This is a genomic window from Streptomyces sp. NPDC005408 (assembly GCF_040606445.1).
In the GTDB taxonomy this organism is placed as follows: Bacteria; Actinomycetota; Actinomycetes; order Streptomycetales; family Streptomycetaceae; genus Streptomyces.
Map to the genome: position 1 here is coordinate 78,631 of NZ_JBEXEX010000016.1, position 19,389 is coordinate 98,019.

Annotated in this window: 19 protein-coding genes and 1 riboswitch; of the genes, 9 read left to right on the top strand and 10 right to left on the bottom strand. The window is 69.3% G+C overall.

From position 1 onward, the window contains the following. The first annotated feature begins 25 nt into the window (after positions 1-25). The 6 genes from frr to ABZS64_RS17620 all read left to right on the top strand — a co-directional run bounded on the left by frr (position 26) and on the right by ABZS64_RS17620 (position 6,851). Entirely contained in the window at positions 26-583 is a 558-nt protein-coding gene (gene frr, locus ABZS64_RS17595) for a ribosome recycling factor (RefSeq protein WP_142213399.1), read from the top strand. Continuing rightward, a complete protein-coding gene (locus ABZS64_RS17600; RefSeq protein ID WP_355829814.1) occupies positions 583-1,692 on the top strand; it encodes a phosphatidate cytidylyltransferase in 1,110 nt (369 codons plus the stop codon). Before frr ends, ABZS64_RS17600 begins: the two co-directional genes overlap by 1 nt. 79 nt (positions 1,693-1,771) lie before the next feature. After that, on the top strand, positions 1,772-2,878 hold the full coding sequence (rlmN, locus tag ABZS64_RS17605; protein WP_355829817.1) for a 23S rRNA (adenine(2503)-C(2))-methyltransferase RlmN: 1,107 nt from the start codon (positions 1,772-1,774) through the stop codon (positions 2,876-2,878). Positions 2,879-2,897: 19 nt separating this feature from the next. Further along, positions 2,898-3,007: riboswitch (TPP riboswitch) on the top strand. A gap of 69 nt (positions 3,008-3,076) precedes the next feature. After that, entirely contained in the window at positions 3,077-4,168 is a 1,092-nt protein-coding gene (locus ABZS64_RS17610; protein ID WP_355829819.1) for a thiamine ABC transporter substrate-binding protein, read from the top strand. A gap of 38 nt (positions 4,169-4,206) precedes the next feature. Beyond that, positions 4,207-5,823, top strand: coding sequence for an iron ABC transporter permease (locus ABZS64_RS17615; RefSeq protein WP_355829822.1), 1,617 nt, complete (start codon positions 4,207-4,209; stop codon positions 5,821-5,823). Next, positions 5,823-6,851 carry an ABC transporter ATP-binding protein gene (locus ABZS64_RS17620; RefSeq protein ID WP_355829825.1) on the top strand — a complete coding sequence of 343 codons (1,029 nt, stop codon included), beginning with the start codon at positions 5,823-5,825 and terminating at the stop codon, positions 6,849-6,851. Before ABZS64_RS17615 ends, ABZS64_RS17620 begins: the two co-directional genes overlap by 1 nt. Here ABZS64_RS17620 and ABZS64_RS17625 read toward each other — a convergent pair. From ABZS64_RS17625 to ABZS64_RS17650, 6 genes are all read right to left on the bottom strand, one after another. Beyond that, positions 6,838-7,779, bottom strand: coding sequence for a hypothetical protein (locus tag ABZS64_RS17625; protein ID WP_355829828.1), 942 nt, complete (start codon positions 7,777-7,779; stop codon positions 6,838-6,840). The two genes, ABZS64_RS17620 and ABZS64_RS17625, sit on opposite strands and share 14 nt — an antisense overlap. A gap of 84 nt (positions 7,780-7,863) precedes the next feature. Continuing rightward, a complete protein-coding gene (locus tag ABZS64_RS17630) occupies positions 7,864-9,006 on the bottom strand; it encodes an LOG family protein (RefSeq protein ID WP_355829831.1) in 1,143 nt (380 codons plus the stop codon). Between the two features lie 80 nt (positions 9,007-9,086). Continuing rightward, positions 9,087-10,289: a hypothetical protein gene (locus tag ABZS64_RS17635; protein ID WP_355829834.1), complete on the bottom strand. Its 1,203-nt coding sequence runs from the start codon at positions 10,287-10,289 to the stop codon at positions 9,087-9,089. Continuing rightward, positions 10,271-10,999: an ATP-binding cassette domain-containing protein gene (locus ABZS64_RS17640; protein WP_355829837.1), complete on the bottom strand. Its 729-nt coding sequence runs from the start codon at positions 10,997-10,999 to the stop codon at positions 10,271-10,273. Before ABZS64_RS17640 ends, ABZS64_RS17635 begins: the two co-directional genes overlap by 19 nt. Positions 11,000-11,221: 222 nt before the next feature. After that, entirely contained in the window at positions 11,222-12,601 is a 1,380-nt protein-coding gene (locus tag ABZS64_RS17645; RefSeq protein ID WP_355829840.1) for an aspartate aminotransferase family protein, read from the bottom strand. Then, the gene (locus tag ABZS64_RS17650; protein ID WP_355829843.1) at positions 12,586-13,077 is read right to left on the bottom strand and encodes an Lrp/AsnC family transcriptional regulator; all 492 of its coding nucleotides are present in this window, start codon (positions 13,075-13,077) and stop codon (positions 12,586-12,588) included. The genes ABZS64_RS17645 and ABZS64_RS17650 overlap by 16 nt, the downstream gene beginning before the upstream one ends. A gap of 180 nt (positions 13,078-13,257) precedes the next feature. Between ABZS64_RS17650 and ABZS64_RS17655 the strand changes: the two genes are divergently transcribed. Continuing rightward, positions 13,258-14,697, top strand: coding sequence for a gamma-aminobutyraldehyde dehydrogenase (locus ABZS64_RS17655; RefSeq protein WP_355830005.1), 1,440 nt, complete (start codon positions 13,258-13,260; stop codon positions 14,695-14,697). Positions 14,698-14,779: 82 nt separating this feature from the next. Here ABZS64_RS17655 and ABZS64_RS17660 read toward each other — a convergent pair whose 3' ends face one another. Both ABZS64_RS17660 and ABZS64_RS17665 read right to left on the bottom strand, forming a co-directional pair. Further along, a complete protein-coding gene (locus ABZS64_RS17660; RefSeq protein WP_355829846.1) occupies positions 14,780-15,346 on the bottom strand; it encodes a TetR/AcrR family transcriptional regulator in 567 nt (188 codons plus the stop codon). Beyond that, positions 15,343-15,705 carry a DUF1304 domain-containing protein gene (locus ABZS64_RS17665; protein WP_266488906.1) on the bottom strand — a complete coding sequence of 121 codons (363 nt, stop codon included), beginning with the start codon at positions 15,703-15,705 and terminating at the stop codon, positions 15,343-15,345. Before ABZS64_RS17665 ends, ABZS64_RS17660 begins: the two co-directional genes overlap by 4 nt. Positions 15,706-15,866: 161 nt before the next feature. Between ABZS64_RS17665 and ABZS64_RS17670 the strand changes: the two genes are divergently transcribed. Together ABZS64_RS17670 and ABZS64_RS17675 are read left to right on the top strand one after the other, a co-directional pair. Next, positions 15,867-17,021 carry a spermidine/putrescine ABC transporter substrate-binding protein gene (locus tag ABZS64_RS17670; protein WP_355830008.1) on the top strand — a complete coding sequence of 385 codons (1,155 nt, stop codon included), beginning with the start codon at positions 15,867-15,869 and terminating at the stop codon, positions 17,019-17,021. A gap of 36 nt (positions 17,022-17,057) precedes the next feature. After that, positions 17,058-17,591 carry a hypothetical protein gene (locus ABZS64_RS17675; RefSeq protein WP_355829849.1) on the top strand — a complete coding sequence of 178 codons (534 nt, stop codon included), beginning with the start codon at positions 17,058-17,060 and terminating at the stop codon, positions 17,589-17,591. Between the two features lie 251 nt (positions 17,592-17,842). Here ABZS64_RS17675 and ABZS64_RS17680 read toward each other — a convergent pair whose 3' ends face one another. Together ABZS64_RS17680 and ABZS64_RS17685 are read right to left on the bottom strand one after the other, a co-directional pair. Next, positions 17,843-18,628 (bottom strand): SAM-dependent methyltransferase, encoded by a 786-nt coding sequence (locus ABZS64_RS17680; RefSeq protein ID WP_355829852.1) that lies wholly within the window; start codon positions 18,626-18,628, stop codon positions 17,843-17,845. Positions 18,629-18,674: 46 nt separating this feature from the next. Next, positions 18,675-19,385, bottom strand: a complete 711-nt coding sequence (locus tag ABZS64_RS17685) for a glycerophosphodiester phosphodiesterase (RefSeq protein ID WP_355829855.1) — start codon at positions 19,383-19,385, stop codon at positions 18,675-18,677. Positions 19,386-19,389 lie beyond the last annotated feature (4 nt).

A 19,389-nucleotide genomic window follows, 5' to 3' on the forward strand; every position in this document is an offset into this window, starting at 1 on the left:
TACTCAAGACACGCAGGAGCAAGTGGTGATCGAAGAGACCCTCCTCGAGGCCGAGGAGAAGATGGAGAAGGCCGTCCTGGTCGCCAAGGATGACTTCGCCGCGATCCGCACCGGACGTGCGCACCCGGCGATGTTCAACAAGATCGTGGCGGACTACTACGGTGCGCTGACTCCGATCAACCAGCTGGCCTCGTTCTCGGTACCCGAGGCGCGGATGGCCGTGGTGACCCCGTTCGACAAGAGCGCGCTGCGCAACATCGAGCAGGCCATCCGCGACTCCGACCTCGGCGTCAACCCGAGCAACGACGGCAATATCATCCGGGTGGTGTTCCCGGAGCTGACCCAGGACCGCCGCAAGGAGTACATCAAGGTCGCCAAGACCAAGGCCGAGGACTCCAAGATCTCGATTCGCTCCGTGCGCCGCAAGGCCAAGGAGACCATCGACAAGTTCATCAAGGACGGCGAGGTCGGCGAGGACGAGGGCCGCCGTGCCGAGAAGGAGCTCGACGACACCACCGCGAAGTACGTCGCGCAGGTGGACGAGCTGCTGAAGCACAAGGAAGCCGAGCTGCTCGAGGTCTGATGAACGACTCTTCCTGGGGGGCCCCGCCGAGAGCCGGTTTCTGGGGACCGCCCGACCAGGGACCTGCCCCGGCGGGTCCCGCATACGATGAGCATGACGCACAGCAGACTCGGCCCATGCCCATCGTGCCGGACTTTCCCGACGCAGGTAGAGACGCCGAAGACCGTAATGACCGCGACCAGAACGACGACCGCGACCGGGGGGCCGCTCGGCTGAGTGGCCCTCTGTTCCGGGACGAGATGCCGCAGGAGCCCATGCCCACCCCGCCGCCGGCGCCAGAGCCGCCGCAGAAGAAGCGGGCCGGCCGTGATCTGCGGGCGGCCATAGGGGTCGGTGTCGGGCTCGGCGCGGTGATCGTGGCATCGCTCTTCATCGTCAAGGCCGTGTTCGTCGGCGTGATAGCGGTCGCCGTCGTCGTCGGGCTGTGGGAGCTCACCTCGCGTCTCGAGGAGCGCAAGCAGATCAAGGCGCCGCTGGTGCCGCTCGCGGTGGGCGGCGCGGCAATGGTCGTGGCCGGCTATGTGCGCGGTGCGGAGGGCGCCTGGGTCGCGATGGCACTCACAGCGCTCGCGGTGCTGGTCTGGCGGATGACGGAACCCCCCGAGGGATATCTGAAGGACGTCACGGCAGGCGTCTTTGCTGCGTTCTACGTGCCGTTCCTGGCGACGTTCGTCGCGATGATGCTCACCGCCGACGACGGGCCGCAGCGGGTGCTCACCTTCCTGGTGCTGACCGTGGTGAGCGACACGGGTGCGTACGCCGTCGGCTGGCGCTTCGGCAAGCACAAGCTCGCGCCGCGCATCAGCCCCGGGAAGACCCGCGAGGGCCTGGTCGGCGCGGTGGCGTTCGCGATGGTGGCGGGCGCGCTGCTCATGGAGTTCGTGATCGACGACGGCACCTGGTGGCAGGGTCTGCTGCTCGGCTTCGCGGTCGCGGCCAGTGCGACGCTCGGCGACCTGGGCGAGTCGATGATCAAGCGGGATCTCGGCATCAAGGACATGGGCACGCTGCTGCCGGGACACGGCGGCATCATGGACCGTCTCGACTCGCTGCTGCCCACCGCTCCGGTGGTGTGGCTGCTGATGGTGATCTTCGTCGGGTCCGGCTGACCTGCGCGTTTGACGTGAGGGGTTCGTTGTCCACAGGGCGGCGAACCCCTCTTCGTATCTCTGCGACACTGGTAGGACCATGCCCAAGCCCGGAGAACTCATTTTCGTCGCGCCCCGCGGAGCCAAGAAGCCCCCGCGGCACCTTGCCGACCTCACGCCCGCCGAGCGCAAGGACGCCGTCGCCGCGATCGGCGAGAAGCCGTTTCGCGCCAAGCAGCTCTCGCAGCACTACTTCGCGCGGTATGCCCACGACCCCGCCCAGTGGACCGACATCCCCGCGGCCGCGCGCGAGAAGCTCGCTTCCGAGCTGCTGCCCGACCTGATGTCGGTCGTTCGGCACATCTCGTGCGACGACGACACCACCCGCAAGACCCTGTGGCGGCTGCACGACGGCACGCTCGTCGAGTCCGTGCTCATGCGCTACCCGGACCGGGTGACGATGTGCATCTCCTCGCAGGCCGGCTGCGGGATGAACTGTCCGTTCTGCGCCACCGGGCAGGCGGGTCTCGACCGGAATCTGTCGACCGCCGAGATCGTGCACCAGATCGTCGACGCCATGCGCGCCCTGCGCGACGGCGAGGTGCCGGGCGGCCCGGCGAGGCTGTCCAACATCGTCTTCATGGGCATGGGCGAGCCGCTCGCCAATTACAAGCGGGTCGTCGGCTCCATCCGCCGTCTGACCGACCCGGAGCCGGACGGTCTCGGACTCTCGCAGCGTGGGATCACCGTCTCGACCGTCGGTCTGGTGCCCGCGATGCACCGCCTCGCCGACGAGGGCTTCAAGTGCCGTCTCGCCGTTTCGCTGCACGCACCGGACGACGAGCTGCGCGACACCCTGGTCCCGGTCAACACACGCTGGAAGGTCCGCGAGGTCCTGGACGCAGCCTGGGAGTACGCGGAGAAGTCCGGCCGCCGTATCTCCATCGAGTACGCGCTGATCAGGGACATCAATGACCAGGCGTGGCGGGGCGATCTGCTCGGCCGCCTGCTGAAGGGAAAGCGGGTCCACGTCAATCTGATCCCGCTCAACCCGACGCCGGGATCGAAGTGGACGGCATCCCGCCCCGAGGACGAGAAGGCCTTCGTGGAGGCGATCGCGGCCCATGGTGTGCCCGTGACCGTCCGGGACACCCGTGGCCAGGAGATCGACGGAGCCTGCGGACAGCTCGCGGCATCCGAGCGGTAGTCTGGGCTCGAACATTTGCATATTCCGACAGGGGAGCGCCACAGCGCTGAGAGTGCGACGCCGTCAGGTCGCAGACCCTCTGAACCTTGCCCAGGTCATTCTGGGTAGGAAGTTCGGTCACCACTCAAGCTGTTGCGCCCTGCTCACACCGTGTGAGCAGGGCCGCGTCTCTTCCTGGTCACTCCAGGAGGAATTTCAGTGAGCACCACCAAGAAGTGGGCGGTTTCCACCATTGCCGTCGCGCTCGGCGTCTCGACGCTCGCCGCGTGCGGGGAGTCCAAGAACTCCTCGACCGACAGCGGCCCGAAGTCCAAGACCGTGACGCTCGTCAGCCACGACTCGTTCGTCGCCTCCCCCGCCGTACTGAAGCAGTTCACCAAGGAGACCGGCTACACGGTCAAGCTGCTCCAGAGCGGTGACGCGGGCGCCGCCCTCAACAAGGAGATCCTCACCAAGGGCTCCCCGCAGGGCGATGTCTTCTTCGGCGTCGACAACACCCTTCTCTCGCGCGCTCTGGACAATGATCTGTTCACTCCGTACGAGGCCAAGGGCCTGGACCAGGTGCCCGACGAGGTGCAGCTCGACAAGGACAAGCACCGCGTCACGCCCGTCGACACCGGCGACATCTGCGTCAACTACGACAAGAAGTACTTCGCCGACAAGAAGCTGGCGCCGCCGCAGTCCTTCGACGACCTGATCAAGCCCGAGTACAAGAACCTGCTGGTCACGGAGAACGCGGCGACGTCGTCGCCCGGCCTCGGTTTCCTCCTCGGCAGCGTCGGCAAGTACGGCGAGGACGGCTGGCAGGACTACTGGAAGAAGCTGAAGAGCAACGGCGTCAAGGTCGTCGACGGCTGGGAGCAGGCGTACAACAACGAGTTCTCCGGTTCCGCCGGCGGCAAGAAGGCCAAGGGGGACCGGCCGCTCGTCGTCTCGTACGCCTCCAGCCCGCCGGCCGAGGTGGTCTTCGCCAAGCCGCAGCCGACCGGGGCGCCGACCGGGGTCGCGACCGGAACCTGCTTCCGCCAGACGGAGTTCGCGGGCTTGCTGAACGGCGCGAAGAACGAGGAGGGCGGCAAGGCCCTGCTGGACTTCCTGATCTCCAAGCAGTTCCAGGAGGACATGCCGCTCAACATGTTCGTCTACCCGGTGGTCAAGGGCGCGAAGCTGCCCGAGGCGTTCACCAAGTTCGGCGCCGTCATCGACAAGCCGGAGACCGTCGCCCCCGACAAGATCGCCAAGAACCGTGAGCAGTGGGTCCAGTCATGGTCCTCGCTCGTACTGAAGTAACGAAGTCCGTCCGCGGGAATGCGGCGCGGCTCGGGCTGATGGCCGGGCCCGTCGTGTTCTTCGCGGTCTTCTTCGCCTACCCCGTCGTCTCGATCGTCGGCCGCGGCCTCCAGGTCGACGGGGTATGGCAGTTCGGCCGGATCGGCGAGGTGCTGAGCCGCGCCGACATCCAGCACGTGCTCTGGTTCACCTTCTGGCAGGCCCTCGCCTCCACCGCGCTCACGCTGCTGATCGCGCTGCCCGGCGCGTATGTCTTCGCACGCTTCGACTTTCCTTGCAAGCGGCTGCTGAAGGCGGTGGTGACCGTCCCGTTCGTGCTGCCGACCGTCGTCGTGGGGACCGCGTTCCTGGCGCTCCTCGGCCGAGGCGGACTGCTCGACGAGCTGTGGGGCATCAGGCTGGACACCACCGTGTGGGCGATTCTGCTCGCACACGTCTTCTTCAACTACGCCGTGGTCGTACGGACCGTGGGCGGCCTGTGGTCACAGCTCGACCCGCGTCAGGAGGAGGCCGCCCGGGTGCTGGGTGCCGGGCGGCTCGCAGCCTGGCGGCGGGTGACGCTGCCCGCGCTCGGGCCCGCCGTCGCCGCGGCCGCCCTGATGGTCTTCCTCTTCACCTTCACCTCGTTCGGCGTCGTACAGATCCTCGGCGGGCCGACTTTCTCCACGCTTGAGGTGGAGATCTACCGGCAGACCGCCCAGCTGCTGGATCTGCCGACGGCGGCCGTGCTCACCCTGGTGCAGTTCGCCGCCGTCGGCGCGATCCTCGCCGTTCACGCGTCGATGGTGCGGCGGCGGGAGAGCGCGCTGAGACTGGTCGACCCCGCGCAGACCGCACGCAGGCCGCGTGGCGCCGGGCAGTGGGCGCTGCTCGGCGGGGTGCTGCTCACCGTGCTGCTGCTGATCCTGATGCCGCTGGGGGTGCTCGTCGAACGCTCGTTGGACGGGCCGGGCGGTTACGGATTCGACTTCTACCGGGCCCTGCATTCGACAGGTGATGCGGGCAGCAGCTTCCTCGTCCCGCCGATCGAGGCGATCTGGAACTCGATGCAGTACGCGCTGGCGGCGACGGCTGTCGCACTGGTCGTCGGCGGGCTCGCGGCGGCAGCGCTCACCCGGCGCGCGGGGCGGCTCGTGCGCGGGTTCGACGCGCTGCTGATGCTTCCGCTCGGGGTCTCCGCGGTGACCGTCGGCTTCGGTTTTCTGATCACCCTCGACAAGCCGCCGCTCGATCTGCGGACGTCGTGGATTCTCGTACCGCTGGCGCAGGCACTGGTCGGTATCCCGTTCGTCGTACGGACCATGCTGCCGGTCCTCCGGGCGGTCGACGAGCGGCTGCGCGAGGCCGCTGCCGTGCTCGGGGCCTCGCCGCTGCGCGTGTGGCGTGAGGTCGACCTGCCCATGGTGCGGCGTGCGCTGCTGATTGCGGCGGGGTTCGCCTTCGCCGTCTCGCTCGGCGAGTTCGGGGCGACCGTCTTCATCGCCAGGCCCGACAATCCGACGCTGCCGGTCGCCGTGGCACGCCTGCTCGGCCGACCCGGCGAGCTCAACTACGGGCAGGCGATGGCCCTTTCGACGATCCTGATGATGGTGTGCGCGGCGGCACTGTTGCTCCTCGAACGCATCCGTACCGACAAGACCTCCGGGGAGTTCTGATGGCCTTGCTGCGACTGGAGGACGTGACCGTACGGTTCGGGGCGCGGGCGGCCCTCGACTCGGTGGACCTGGAGGTCGCCGAGCACGAGATCGTCTGCGTGGTGGGGCCGAGCGGCAGCGGCAAGTCCACGCTGCTGCGGATCGTCGCCGGGCTCCAGTCCGCCGACGCCGGACGGGTGCTGCTGTCCGGCGTCGACCAGGCAGGGGTGCCGGTGCACCGGCGCGGAGTCGGCCTGATGTTCCAGGACCACCAGCTCTTCCCGCAGCGTGACGTCGGCGGCAATGTCGCCTTCGGGCTGCGGATGCGCGGTGTCGGCCGGGCCGAACAGGCGCGCCGCGTCAACGAGTTGCTGAAGCTCGTCGGGCTGCCGGCCGCTCAGCGCCGGGCCGTGGCCTCGCTTTCCGGCGGCGAGCAGCAGCGGGTGGCGCTGGCGAGGGCGCTCGCGCCGGAGCCCCGGCTGCTGATGCTGGACGAGCCGCTGGGTCAGCTGGACCGGGGGCTGCGCGAGCGGCTCGTCGTCGAACTGCGCGAGCTGTTCGGGCGGTTGGGCACCACCGTCCTCGCCGTCACCCACGACCAGGGCGAGGCCTTCGCGCTCGCCGACCGTGTCGTGGTCATGGGGGACGGCCGGATCGCCCAGGCGGGCACCCCGCTGGAGGTCTGGCAGCGGCCCGCGTCCGAGTTCGTCGCCCGCTTCCTCGGCTTCGACAACGTCGTCGCGGCGACGGTGAGCGGGACGGCCGCCGACACGGTGTGGGGCAAGATCCCGGTTCCGGACGGTTCGACGCAGGGCGAGTGCAAGGTGCTGGTCCGGCCCGCGGGCGTACGGCTGGACGACGCGTCTGCCGGGCTGCCGTGCAGGGTCGAGGGGCGTACGTTCCGCGGCAACCACGTCGCCGTACGGCTGAGGCCCGCTGACGCGCCGCCGCTGGAGGCGGAGTGCTCGCTGCGGGACGCGCCAGAGGAAGGGGCCGAGGTGGGCGTGGTTTTCGAAGCCGAGGATGTGGTCGTGCTCAGCGAACGGTGACCATGTCTGCCGGACGCGTCTCGTCTGCGCCGGGCGGCTGCGGCTCTGACTCCGGCTCCGTGCCGTGGGCCTCCGGAGCGCCGAACCAGGCGACCGCGACCGCGCCCGTCACCGCCAGTACGAAACCGAGGATCGCCATCCACGCGAAGCCCGAGCGGGACGAGTCACCCAGCCACAGCACGCCGATCATGCCCGGCAGTACGGTCTCGCCCACGACCAGCGCGGCCGTCGCACCGTTCACGGAGCCGATCTGCAGGGCCACCGTGTGCAGATACATGCCGCCGATCCCGGCCACCAGGATCGCGTACAGCGCCGGGTCCGAGAGCAGAGCGCCCAGGTCGAAGGGGTCGATGCCGTTCAGTACCCGTACGCCGACACCGAGCGCGCCGAAGCCGAGCCCCGACAGCAGACCGGCCAGGATCGCGGCGCGCGCGCCGAGGAGGCGTACGACGACGGTGCCACCGGCCATCAGCAGCACGGAGATCGCCAGCAGCCACCAGTGGGTCGCGATCGGGGTGTGACCGCTGCCCTCCGGGCCCGCCGCCGTGGCCAGCAGCACGAGTGCCGAGCAGACGACGGCGATCGACGTCCACTCGGCGCGGGTGAGCCGGATGCCGAGCAGCTTGACGCTCAGCACGGCCGTGATCACCAGATTGGCGCTGATCACGGTCTGCGAGAGGAAGAGGGGGAGCAGGCGGGCGGCCAGCGCGCCCAGGCCGAAGCCGACGAAATCCAGGATGGTGCCGACGATGAACTCCCAGGTCATCGCCGCCTTTGCGGTGGACGAAAGGCTCGGCCCGCCGTGCTGCGTGACGCCCGCCGCGGCCGCCTCACGGCGCGCGGACTTGCGGGATCCGACAGCTTGGAGCACCGACCCCGTGCCGTAACAGATCGAGGCCGCGACAGCGGTCAGTAGGCCGATCAGCACCAAGGGCTCCGTTCACGTGGGGTCAGTCCAACTCCGGCTGGACTGCCAGACGCGTCTTCGGCCTCGCAAGTTGCTTTTCGGCGACTACTTGCCGCGCTGCTCGCCGGACTGATCGCCGCCGGTCAGGCTCATGAGCGCCGCCGGAGCCTCGTCGACCGAGTCGACGAGCGCGATACGGGACTCCATCGGGCGGCCGGCCGAGAGGGACTGGAGCAGCGGCCAGGTGGGGAGCGTCTGCGTCCAGTGCGCGCGGTTGACGAGGACCATGGGGGTCGGCTCGCCGCGGGACTCGTAGTAGTTCGGGGTCGCGTTGTCGAAGATCTCCTGGACGGTGCCTGCGGCGCCGGGCAGGAAGATCACGCCCGCGTTGGAGCGGGCGAGGAGGCCGTCCTCGCGGGTGGCGTTGGCGAAGTACTTGGCGATGTGGCCCGCGAAGGCGTTCGGCGGCTCGTGGCCGTAGAACCAGGTGGGGATGCCGATGGAGTCACCGCCGCCGGGCCAGCGGTCGCGGACCTCGAAGGCGGCGTCGGCCCAGTCGGTGACGGACGGGGTGAACGAGGGGGCCTTGGCGAGTAGTTCGAGCGCCTCGTCGAGCATCTCGTCGGGATGCGGTGCGGCGTACGCGCCGAGGTTGGCGGCCTCCATCGCGCCGGGGCCGCCGCCGGTCGCGACGGTGAGCCCGCTCCTGGCGAGGACGCGGCCGAGGCGGGCGGCGCCGGCGTAGGCGTCCGTGCCGCGGGCCATGGCGTGGCCGCCCATCACACCGACGACGCGGGCGCCGACGAGGTGCTCGTCCAGGGCGTCGGAGATGGCGTCGTCGTGGATCGAGCGGAGCATCGAGGCGAAGATGTCGCCGTCGGCCTTGGTCTCCTGGAACCAGGCGTAGGCGCGGGCGTCCGGGGTGGCCTCGTAGCCGCCGGTGGTGAGGCCTTCGAAGAGCTCGTCGGGGGAGTAGAGGAGCCCGCGGTACGGGTCGAAGTGCAGATCGGGAACGGGCGGAAACACGAGCGCACCGTCGGCCCTGACCTTGGCGGCGGCGTCGGGCTGCATGGGGCAGCCGAGGAATACGGCGCCGGTGGTGTCGGCGGTGAACAGCGCGAAGGTGCGGTCGGTGAGGTCGACGGACTGCACGCGGTGTCCGGCGAGGGTGCCGCGGGTGACGGCGAGATCGAACTCTTCGAGGGATTCGATCTCGCGGTCGGGGTGGGGTCCGGGTGGAGGCGCCATGCGGCCACGATAGGGGGTGGGGGTGGGTTTCCCCCCACCCCTACCCCTTCCGGAAGCCGGGCCCAGGGCAGCCCGAGCCGTCAGCCCGAGAGGGGAAACGCCGCAAGCGCGCCCACCGCGCAGGTCAGCGGGGTGAAGATCACGAGCAGCGTTCCCGCGCGCAGGGCCGCTGCTTGGCGCAGGAGGGCCGGGGGAGTGCCCAGGCGGCGGAGGGACTCCGTCGTCGTGGCGCGGGCCTCCTTCGCCTCCAGGGCCGAGACCAGGAGCGTTGCCGTGGTGCAGGTGATGACCAGGGCCGCGCCCAGGCTGGTGAGGGGGCCGAGGGAGCGGGGGGCCGACTCGTCGTAGAGGGTGGACGCCGCCAGGGCCGCCGCGGCGACCGCGCACACCACGCCCAGCGGGCGGCCGATGCGGCTCGATTCCTCCATCAGGGTGCGGCCCGCCAGCAGGCGGGTCGGGCCCGGGCGGTGGGACTGGAGCAGGCGGCCGCAGAAGCGCGTGATGCCGGGGCCCGCCAGGGCGAGGCCCAGGGCGGTCAGGGTCCAGCCCGCGAGCACGCCGGCCGGGTTGCCCTCGAAGTGGCCCTCGAATTCGCCCGGAAGAGGGAGCGGGGATCCGGACCCGCCACGGCTCGCGTACGTCTCGGCGGCCAGGCCCAACGCCATCAGCGCGACCCCCCACGGCAGTCCGCTCGCAGGAGAAGCCGCGGGAGCAAGGACTGGAGAGGGGGCTGGAAAGGAGGCCGGAGAGGGTGCGGGCGAGGGCAATGGAGCGCGGCGCGGGCGCAGCGTCAGCGCCGCCGCCACCGACGACGCCACCGGCACCAGCGTGAGCAGCGTCAGCGCCGCGGCGAGCGGCAGTGGCTGGTCCGCCGCCAGTGCGTCCGCCGCCGCCCCGTCGAACGGCAGCCCTGTCAGATCGCCCCGCAGATGCAGGAAGAACAGCAGCGCGACCATGCTGCCGAGCGTGCCGGACACGGCAGTCGACACCGCGGCCAGCGCGCTGAGCCGGGCGGGCCCCAGGCCGATCGCCGAGAGCCCCGCTCTGGGACGCGTACTCGGATCCGTACGCGCCACCGCCACCGCGAAGTGCACCGTCGCCGCGAGCGGGATCAGACACCACAGCAGCCGTACCCCTGACGTACCGGAGTCGGTGGGATGGGACAGCGCGTACGTCAGCGTGCACAGCAGCAGGAAGCCGACGCCCGCGGATGCCGCCGCCACCATCAGCCGGCGCAGCAGGACCAGTGGCTGCGAGCCGCGGGCTAGACGGAGAGCGAGCACTCGGCCCGGCCTTCCGCGTCGGCGGTCGCGAGGGAGTTGACGCGCCGTCCGTCGACGAGCGCGATCGAACGGTCCGCGAGCGCCGCCACCTCCAGGTCGTGCGTGGCGAGCACGACGGTGATGCGGTGCGAACGCGCGGCGGCCGTGATCGTACGCAGCACATGCGCCCGGTCCGCGCGGTGCAGCGTCGCCGTCGGCTCGTCCGCGAACAGCACCGACGGCGTACCGGCCAGCGCACGCGCGGTCGCGACCCGCTGCCGCTGCGCCTGCAGCAGCGCGTGCGGCCGCTTACGGGCGCACGCGCCGATGTCGAGCCGCTCCAGCCACTCCATCGCAGCGGTCTTCGCCGCGCGGTGCGAGATGCCGCGCAGCAGCAGCGGCAGGGCGGCGTTCTCCCATGCCGTCAGCTCCGGGACCAGCGTCGGCTCGGGATCGATCCACCCGAAGCGGTCCCTGCGCAGCCGCTCGCGCCGCGGCGGGCTCAGCGTGTGCACGGGGGAGCTGTTGAACCAGACCTCGCCGTCCTGCGCGACGAGTTGACCGGAAAGGCATCTCAGGAGCGTGGTCTTGCCGCTTCCGCGCGGCCCGCACACGGCGAGGATCTCGCCCTCCCGTACGCCCAGCGATACGCCGACGAGCGCGGGCGAGCCGTTGTGGGAGTGGTGCAGGGACCGTGCCCAGAGCACATCGTTGTCCGGCGGAGCCACCATGGCGTACACCTCGGTTCTGATCAGATTTCCCCTCCCCCGTCCGGGGGAACGAAGACAGGGCCGATCGGTCACTCGGCACGCTAAGGATTCAGAACCGGGGTGGCGGGAAGCACACGGCCCGGGTGCACCCCATCTCACTCGGATGGCCGAATGAGTGAGGGTGCCCCGGGCCGTTCGCCGTAAGCAACCAGCCGTAAGCAACCAGGGGTGAGCCGGCAGCGGCTAGAGCTTCGTCCAGGCCTCCGTGAGGACGCTGCGCAGAATGCCTTCGATCTCGTCGAAGGTCTCCTGCGTGGAGATCAGCGGCGGCGCCAGCTGCACGACCGGGTCGCCACGGTCGTCGGCGCGGCAGTAGAGGCCGGAGTCGTAGAGCGCCTTCGAGAGGAAGCCGTAGAGCACGCGCTCGGTCTCCTCGTCGGTGAAGGTCTCCTTGGTGGCCTTGTCCTTCACCAGCTCGATGCCGTAGAAGAAGCCGTTTCCGCGGACGTCGCCGACGATCGGCAGGTCGTGGAGCTTCTTCAGGGTGTTGAGGAACGCGCTCTCGTTGTCGAGGACGTGCTGGTTGAGGCCTTCCTTCTCGAAGATGTCGAGGTTGGCCAGGCCCACCGCCGCGGAGACCGGGTGGCCGCCGAAGGTGTAGCCGTGCAGGAAGGTGTTGTCGCCCTTGTAGAACGGCTCGGCGAGACGGTCGGAGACGATGCACGCGCCGATCGGGGAGTAGCCCGAGGTCATGCCCTTGGCGCAGGTGATCATGTCCGGTACGTAGCCGAACTTGTCGCAGGCGAACATCGTGCCGAGGCGGCCGAAGGCACAGATGACCTCGTCCGATACGAGCAGCACGTCGTACTGGTCGCAGATCTCGCGGACCCGCTGGAAGTACCCGGGCGGCGGCGGGAAGCAGCCACCGGCGTTCTGCACCGGCTCCAGGAACACGGCCGCGACCGTCTCGGGGCCCTCGAAGAGGATCTCCTGCTCGATCTGGTCGGCGGCCCAGCGGCCGAAGGCCTCGGGGTCGTCGCCGTGGATCGGAGCACGGTAGATGTTGGTGTTCGGCACCTTGTGAGCGCCGGGGACCAGCGGCTCGAAGGGAGCCTTGAGCGCGGGCAGGCCGGTGATGGACAGGGCGCCCTGCGGGGTGCCGTGGTAGGCGACCGCACGCGAGATGACCTTGTACTTGGTCGGCTGGCCCTTGAGCTTGAAGTACTGCTTGGCCAGCTTCCAGGCGGTCTCGACCGCTTCACCGCCACCGGTGGTGAAGAAGACCTTGTTCAGGTCGCCCGGGGCGTGCTGCGCCAGTCGCTCGGCCAGCTCGACGGCCTTCGGGTGGGCATACGACCATACGGGGAAGAAGGCGAGCTCCTGAGCCTGCTTGTACGCAGCCTCGGCGAGCTCGTGACGGCCGTGGCCGGCGTTGACCACGAACAGGCCGGAGAGGCCGTCGAGGTAGCGCTTGCCCTTGTCGTCGTAGATGTAGGTCCCCTCACCACGCACGATGGTGGGGACAGGTGCGTTCTCGTACGACGACATCCGCGTGAAGTGCATCCACAGGTGGTCGTACGCGGTCTTGGAGAGGTCCTTGCTCACGGCTATCGGGTTCCCCACATATAGGTCTGCTTCTTGAGCTTGAGGTAGACGAAGCTCTCGGTGGAGCGCACGCCGGGGAGCGTGCGGATCCGCTTGTTGATCACTTCGAGCATGTGGTCGTCGTCCTCGCAGACGATCTCCACCATCAGGTCGAAGGAGCCCGCGGTCATGACCACGTACTCGCATTCGGCCATAGCGGTGAGTGCATCGGCCACCGGGTCGAGGTCTCCCTCGACCCTGATGCCGACCATCGCCTGGCGTCGCAGGCCCACGGTGAGCGGGTCGGTGACGGCGACGATCTGCATCACGCCTTGGTCGAGCAGCTTCTGGACGCGCTGGCGCACGGCCGCTTCGGAGAGGCCGACGGCCTTGCCTATCGCGGCGTACGGGCGGCGCCCGTCCTCCTGGAGCTGTTCGATGATTGCTAGGGACACGGCGTCGACCGTCGGGGACGATCCGCTGCCGTTCCTGGAGTCTGGGTTACGACTGGCCACGAGCTCACTCTGCACTGCGACTCGTCTGTCCCGCAACCCTTGAGCGATGAAATTCGTTGTTCAAGAGGTCGAATCTTACTGAATCCGAAGTTGTGGAGGGTCGGCACTGTCGAAAGCGCCACCAGAGAGATTAGGGTGGGTATCTCACCCATCGGACATCTGACAGGAGGGGTGGCAACAGTGACCACCGAGCTGCGTCGTCTGCGCAACTACATCAACGGGGAGTTCCGGGACGCCGCCGACGGGCGGACCATCGAGGTCGTCAATCCGGCCACGGGCGACGTGTACGCCACGTCTCCGCTCTCCGGGCAGGCCGACGTCGATGCCGCCATGGATGCTGCCGCGGCCGCCTTCCCCGCCTGGCGCGACACCACCCCGGCCGAGCGCCAGAAGGTTCTGCTGAAGATCGCGGACGCCTTCGAGGAGCGGGCCGAGGACCTGATCGCCGCCGAGTCGGAGAACACGGGCAAGCCGCTGGAGCTGACCCGTACCGAAGAGATCCCGCCGATGGTGGACCAGATCCGCTTCTTCGCGGGTGCGGCCCGGATGCTCGAGGGCCGCTCGGCCGGCGAGTACATGGAGGGCATGACCTCCATCGTCCGGCGTGAGCCGGTCGGCGTCTGCGCGCAGGTCGCGCCGTGGAACTACCCGATGATGATGGCCGTCTGGAAGTTCGCGCCCGCGCTGGCTGCGGGCAACACGGTCGTCATCAAGCCCTCGGACACCACCCCCGCGTCGACCGTGCTGATGGCCGAGATCATCGGCGCGATCGTGCCCAAGGGTGTCTTCAACGTCCTCTGCGGCGACCGGGACACCGGCCGCGCGATGGTCGAGCACCCGATTCCGGCGATGGCGTCGATCACCGGTTCCGTACGGGCGGGCATCCAGGTCGCCGAGTCGGCGGCCAAGGACGTCAAGCGCGTGCACCTGGAGCTGGGCGGCAAGGCGCCGGTCGTCGTCTTCGAGGACACGGACATCGCCAAGGCCGTCGAGGACATCGCGGTGGCGGGCTACTTCAACGCGGGCCAGGACTGTACGGCCGCGACGCGTGTGCTCGTGCACGAGTCGATCCACGACGAGTTCGTCTCGGCGCTGGCGAAGGCCGCCGCGGACACGAAGACGGGCGCGCCGGACGACGCGGACGTGCTGTACGGCCCGCTCAACAACGCCAACCAGCTCAAGCAGGTCAGCGGCTTCATCGAGCGGCTTCCCGCACACGCCAAGGTCGAGGCGGGCGGCCACCAGGTCGGCGAGAAGGGCTACTTCTACGCCGCGACCGTCGTCTCGGGCGTCAAGCAGGACGACGAGATCATCCAGAACGAGGTCTTCGGCCCGGTCATCACCGTCCAGTCCTTCACGGACGAGGCGCAGGCCCTGAAGTGGGCGAACGGCGTCGAGTACGCCCTCGCTTCCTCCGTGTGGACCAAGGACCACGCGCGCGCGATGCGCATGTCCAAGAACCTCGACTTCGGGTGTGTGTGGATCAACACGCACATCCCGCTGGTCGCGGAGATGCCGCACGGTGGCTTCAAGAAGTCCGGTTACGGCAAGGACCTTTCGTCGTACGGCTTCGACGACTACACGCGGATCAAGCACGTGATGACGTCGCTCGACGCGTAAGCCTTGTGGACGGGGCGCGGGAACTGTTCCCGCGCCCCGTACTCATGCCGCCTCATGCCGCCTCATGCCGCCTCATGCCACCTCACGCAGGCGGTGTGCGGTGCAACGCCAGCAGCAGGCGCCAGATCTGAGCTGCCATCAGTTCCGGCGTCGCCTCGATCGCGCCGTGGAGCCAGTCCGCCAGGACGCCCGCGAAGGTCGCCGCCACCGCCGAAGCGATCAGGGGCGCAGCCGGGGCTCCGGCGAGCTCGCGCTCCTTGCGGCTGCGGTCGCGCAGTTCGCGGTGGAGCAGGTCGCCCAGGGGGCCGCTGCCGCCCTCGCGCAGCAGCGCCCGGTAGAGCGCGGCGTGCGGGGCCAGCTCCGTGAAGAAGGCCGTCAGCGCGGGCGGGGGAGCCGCCGGATCCGGTGTGCCGCGCCAGGCGTGGAGTGCGTCCACCGCATCTCGTACGACCTCGGCGCAGGCGTCGACCGCCAGGGCTTCGAGGTCCGCGTAGTGCAGATAGAACGTGGCCCGTCCCAGGCCCGCCCTGCGGACCAGCGCCGCGACGCTCACCTCGTCGAGCGGGCGCTCGGCGCACTCCTCCAGCAGGGCTTCGCGCAGCCTGGCCCGGGTGCGTTCGGCTCGCGGGTCTCCCGCGGGCGCGCTCATCCCGCCACCAGTACGGCCGCCAGCGCGAGCGCCCCCGGGAGCGCCTGCGCGACCAGGATGCGCCGGTTCGCGGTGAAGCCGCCGTACAGGCCCGCGACGAGCACGCAGCTGAGGAAGAAGACCTGCACGCGGTATCCCGTCGGGTCGGCGGCGATCAGCCCCCAGATCAGGCCCGCGGCGAGGAAGCCGTTGTAGAGCCCCTGGTTCGCGGCGAGCGGGGCGGTCGCGCGCGCCATCTCTGCGTCGAAGCCCGAGAGTTCACGGCCGGGCCTGCGCTCCCAGAGGAACATCTCCAGAACCAGGATGTATATGTGCAGCGCGGCCACCAGGCCGACCAGGACGTTTGCCGTTGTGTTCATCGTCGATCCTCAGCTCATGGACAGATGTCCGGTAAGTATAGACACATGCCCAGGATCGACAGGGTGTCGGGCGGTGTGCGTACGGATCGACGCAGCGTCCATTGCTGCGCGCACATACCCGGCGGCATGCTTCGGACGTGCCTGCGATCCGGATGAACCCCATGTCACGGCGGTCCCTGCTGCTCGGCCTCGCCGCCGGCGCCGCGCTCACCGGCTGCGGAGTGCCCGCGGCGTACGTTCAGCCAGGTGACCGCGCCCGGCGCGACGACTCGCAGCGCGACCGGAGCCTCGACTTCGCCAACTGGCCGCTCTACATCGACACCGACGACGAGAACACCTCCGAGCGGCCGACCCTCAATGCCTTCACCGAGCGCACCGGGATCTCCGTCCGCTACACCGAGGAGATCAACGACAACGACGAGTTCTTCGGGAAGATCAGCCCCGCGCTGATGAACCATCAGGAGACGGGCCGCGATCTGATCGTGGTCAGCGACTGGATGGCCGCGCGCTTCGTACGGCTCGGCTGGGTGCAGGAGATGGACCGCGCGAAGCAGCCCAACGTCGCCAAGTACCTCGACCCGCAGCTGCGAACCCCCGCCTTCGACAAGGGGCGGCGGCACAGCGTCCCGTGGCAGTCCGGGATCACCGGCATCGCGTACAACCGCAAGAAGCTCGGCCGCGAGATCCGGCACACCGGCGAACTGTGGGCGGACGATCTGCGCGGCAAGGTCACGCTGCTGTCCGGGCTCGACGAGTCCTTCGCGCTGCTCATGCAGGGCAACGGCGTCGATGTCACCCGCTGGACCGCGGACGACTTCCACGCCATGTGCGACCAGGTGGAGCGGCTGGTGAAGACCGAACACATCAGGCGCTTCACCGGCAACGACTACATCAAGGACCTCTCCACCGGCGATGTGCTGGCCTGTCAGGCCTACTCCGGCGATGTCATCCAACTCCAGGCCGACAACCCGGACATCGAGTTCGTGGTGCCCGAGGAGGGCGCGGAGCTCTGGGCGGAGAGCCTGATGATCCCCGACCTCGCCCGCCACAAGAGCAATGCGGAGGCGCTCGTCGACCACTACTACGAGCCGGAGGTCGCGGCCGAACTCGCGGCCTGGGTCAATTACGTCTGCCCGGTGCCGGCCGCGCGCGATGTCCTGGCCTCCTCGAAGGACGAGGAGACGGCGGCGCTCGCGGAGGATCCGCTGATCTTTCCGGACGAGGCGATGCGTGGGCGTCTCGCGATCGCCAGGGACATCACGTCGCAGGAGCGGGCGCCGTTCGCGAAGCGATGGAACTCCATCGTCGGACTCTAGTTTTGAACATGTTCAAGCCAGCGGTACGCTGCGGACATGAACGAGCGAAGCGTCCTCTTGCGGCGTATACGCGTGTGGTTGGCCGTCTTCATCGTGGGTCTGGTGCTGAGCGGGCTCACCGCCTTCCCGCTGGTGCACGAACTGCACTGGCTGGAAGACCTGCTGGGCTCCACGGGCACCGGTGACCGGTTCCCGGCGCTGATGGAGTGGATCGAGCGAGTACGGGCCGGGCTCGACGCCGCCGACGAGAAGTACGCCTTCGTGCTGTACGGCACGGACTGGCTCGCCTTCGCCCACCTGGTGATCGCGGTCGCCTTCTACGGCCCGTACCGCGATCCCGTACGGAACATCTGGGTCGTCGAGTTCGGGATGATCGCCTGCGCCGGGATCATCCCGCTGGCCCTGATCTGCGGTCCGATCCGCGGAATTCCCGTCTGGTGGTCGGTCATCGACATGTCGTTCGGGGTGTTCGGAGTGATCCCGCTGTACGTCGTGCGCCGGATGATCAAGCAACTCGAGGCCCTGACACAGCAGGCGACCGGTCAGGAACCAGCCGCCGCCCTGGGCTAGGGGGTGTCTTTCGAATCTTGCCGGGCTCGCGTGCTCTGGCACGCACTCCCCCGTAGCCCTTCGGGCACGGGAGGTGCCCCCACGCTGCGTTGTCGTCAGTCGCCACGCTCCGCGTCGGCTCTCCCCCTGCCTTCGGCGGGGGGACCCCCATCCTCCGCCTTGCGATCGCACGCACCGCAGTGACATCAGCCGCTCCGCGGCGGGCCGCTCACTGATCCGGCCTGATCCAAAAGACACCCCCTGGTTCAGATCTACGGCTTGCGGCCGACCGCGCCGAACTGGGCCACCAGTGCGGGCTCGCCCGCCGTCGGGTCGTGGCGCCAGTGGGCGCACGAGACGATGCCAGGGGCCAGGATCTCCAGGCCGTCCAGGAACGCCGAGAACTCGGCGCCGGTGCGCGTCCTGATCGGCGGCGTCGCGTTCTCGTTCCAGAAGTCCATCGCCGCCGCGTTGCCCTCGCCGCCCAGCTCGAGGGTCGGATGCGTGAGGACCAGATAGCTGCCGGACGGCACCGCGTCCATCAGCCGGCGCACGATCGAGAGCGCCTCGTCGGTGTCCAGGACGAAGTTGAGGATGCCGAGCATCATCACCGCGACCGGCTGCTTCAGATCCAGCGTCGCCGAAACGGAGCCGAGGATCGCCTCCGGGTCGTGCGCATCGGCGTCCAGATACTCGGTCGCGCCCCGGGGGGAGCCGGTGAGCAGGGCGCGGGCGTGTGCCAGCACGATCGGGTCGTTGTCGACGTAGACGATCCGGGCGTCCGGCGCGATGCGCTGGGCGACCTCGTGAGTGTTCTCGACGGTGGGCAGCCCGGTGCCGATGTCCAGGAACTGCCGTACCCCCGCCTCAGCCGTCAGATGCGTCACCACGCGGCCCAGGAACGCCCGGTCTGCTCGCGCCACTTCACCGATGCTCGGGTAAAGGCCGGTGACATGGTCACCCACAGCGCGGTCGACCGCGTAGTTGTCCTTGCCGCCCAGCCAGTGGTTCCAGACCCTGGCGTTGTGCGCTACGTCGGTGCGGATCCTGTCGGTCACGTTGTGCTCCTCGGACGGCTGCGTGGGGCCCATCATGCCGGACGGATCAAGAGGGTTCACCGACAGGGGAGTTCGGCCGTGGAGTGACGACACCGTGCAGGGCGTCGACGCGGTTGGTGGTGATCGAGTCGACGCCGTATCCGACCAGCCGCCGCATGTTGCGCCGGGTGTCCGCCACCCAGGCCGAGACCAGCATGCCGTCCCGGTGGATACGGTCCGTCAGCTCCTGGTCGAGCACGCTGAAGCGGTAGTTGAGCCAGCGCGGGCCCACCGCTGAGAGCAGCGCGGGGCGCGGCGGGGCGAACGACGTCCAGGTCATCGCGATCTCGGCCGACGGATCGGCGGCCCGCACCGCCAGCATGGTGACCGGGCCCGCGCAGTAGTACGCCCGCTCGCCCGCGCCGCACTCGCGGACCGTGCCCACCACCGTCCGCACCGACTCCCGCGTGGCGCCGGGCAGATCGATCATCACGCGGTGCGCCCCGAGGGTGAGCAGCGCCTCTCGCAGCGTCGGCACCCCGCCACCGGTGAGTTCGTGCAGCTCGTCCTGGGTGAGCTTGGCGAGCGGCAGGTCGTGGCCCCACAGCCGTTTCAGCGAGTCGTCGTGCAGGAGCACGGGCACGTCGTCCCGGGTGAGGCGTACATCGATCTCCACCGCGTCCGCGCCCTGCTCGACGGCGGAGCGGAGCGAGGGAAGGGTGTTCTCACGGACGCGGTACGGATCGCCGCGATGACCCACGACACTGACTCTGCGCATGGGC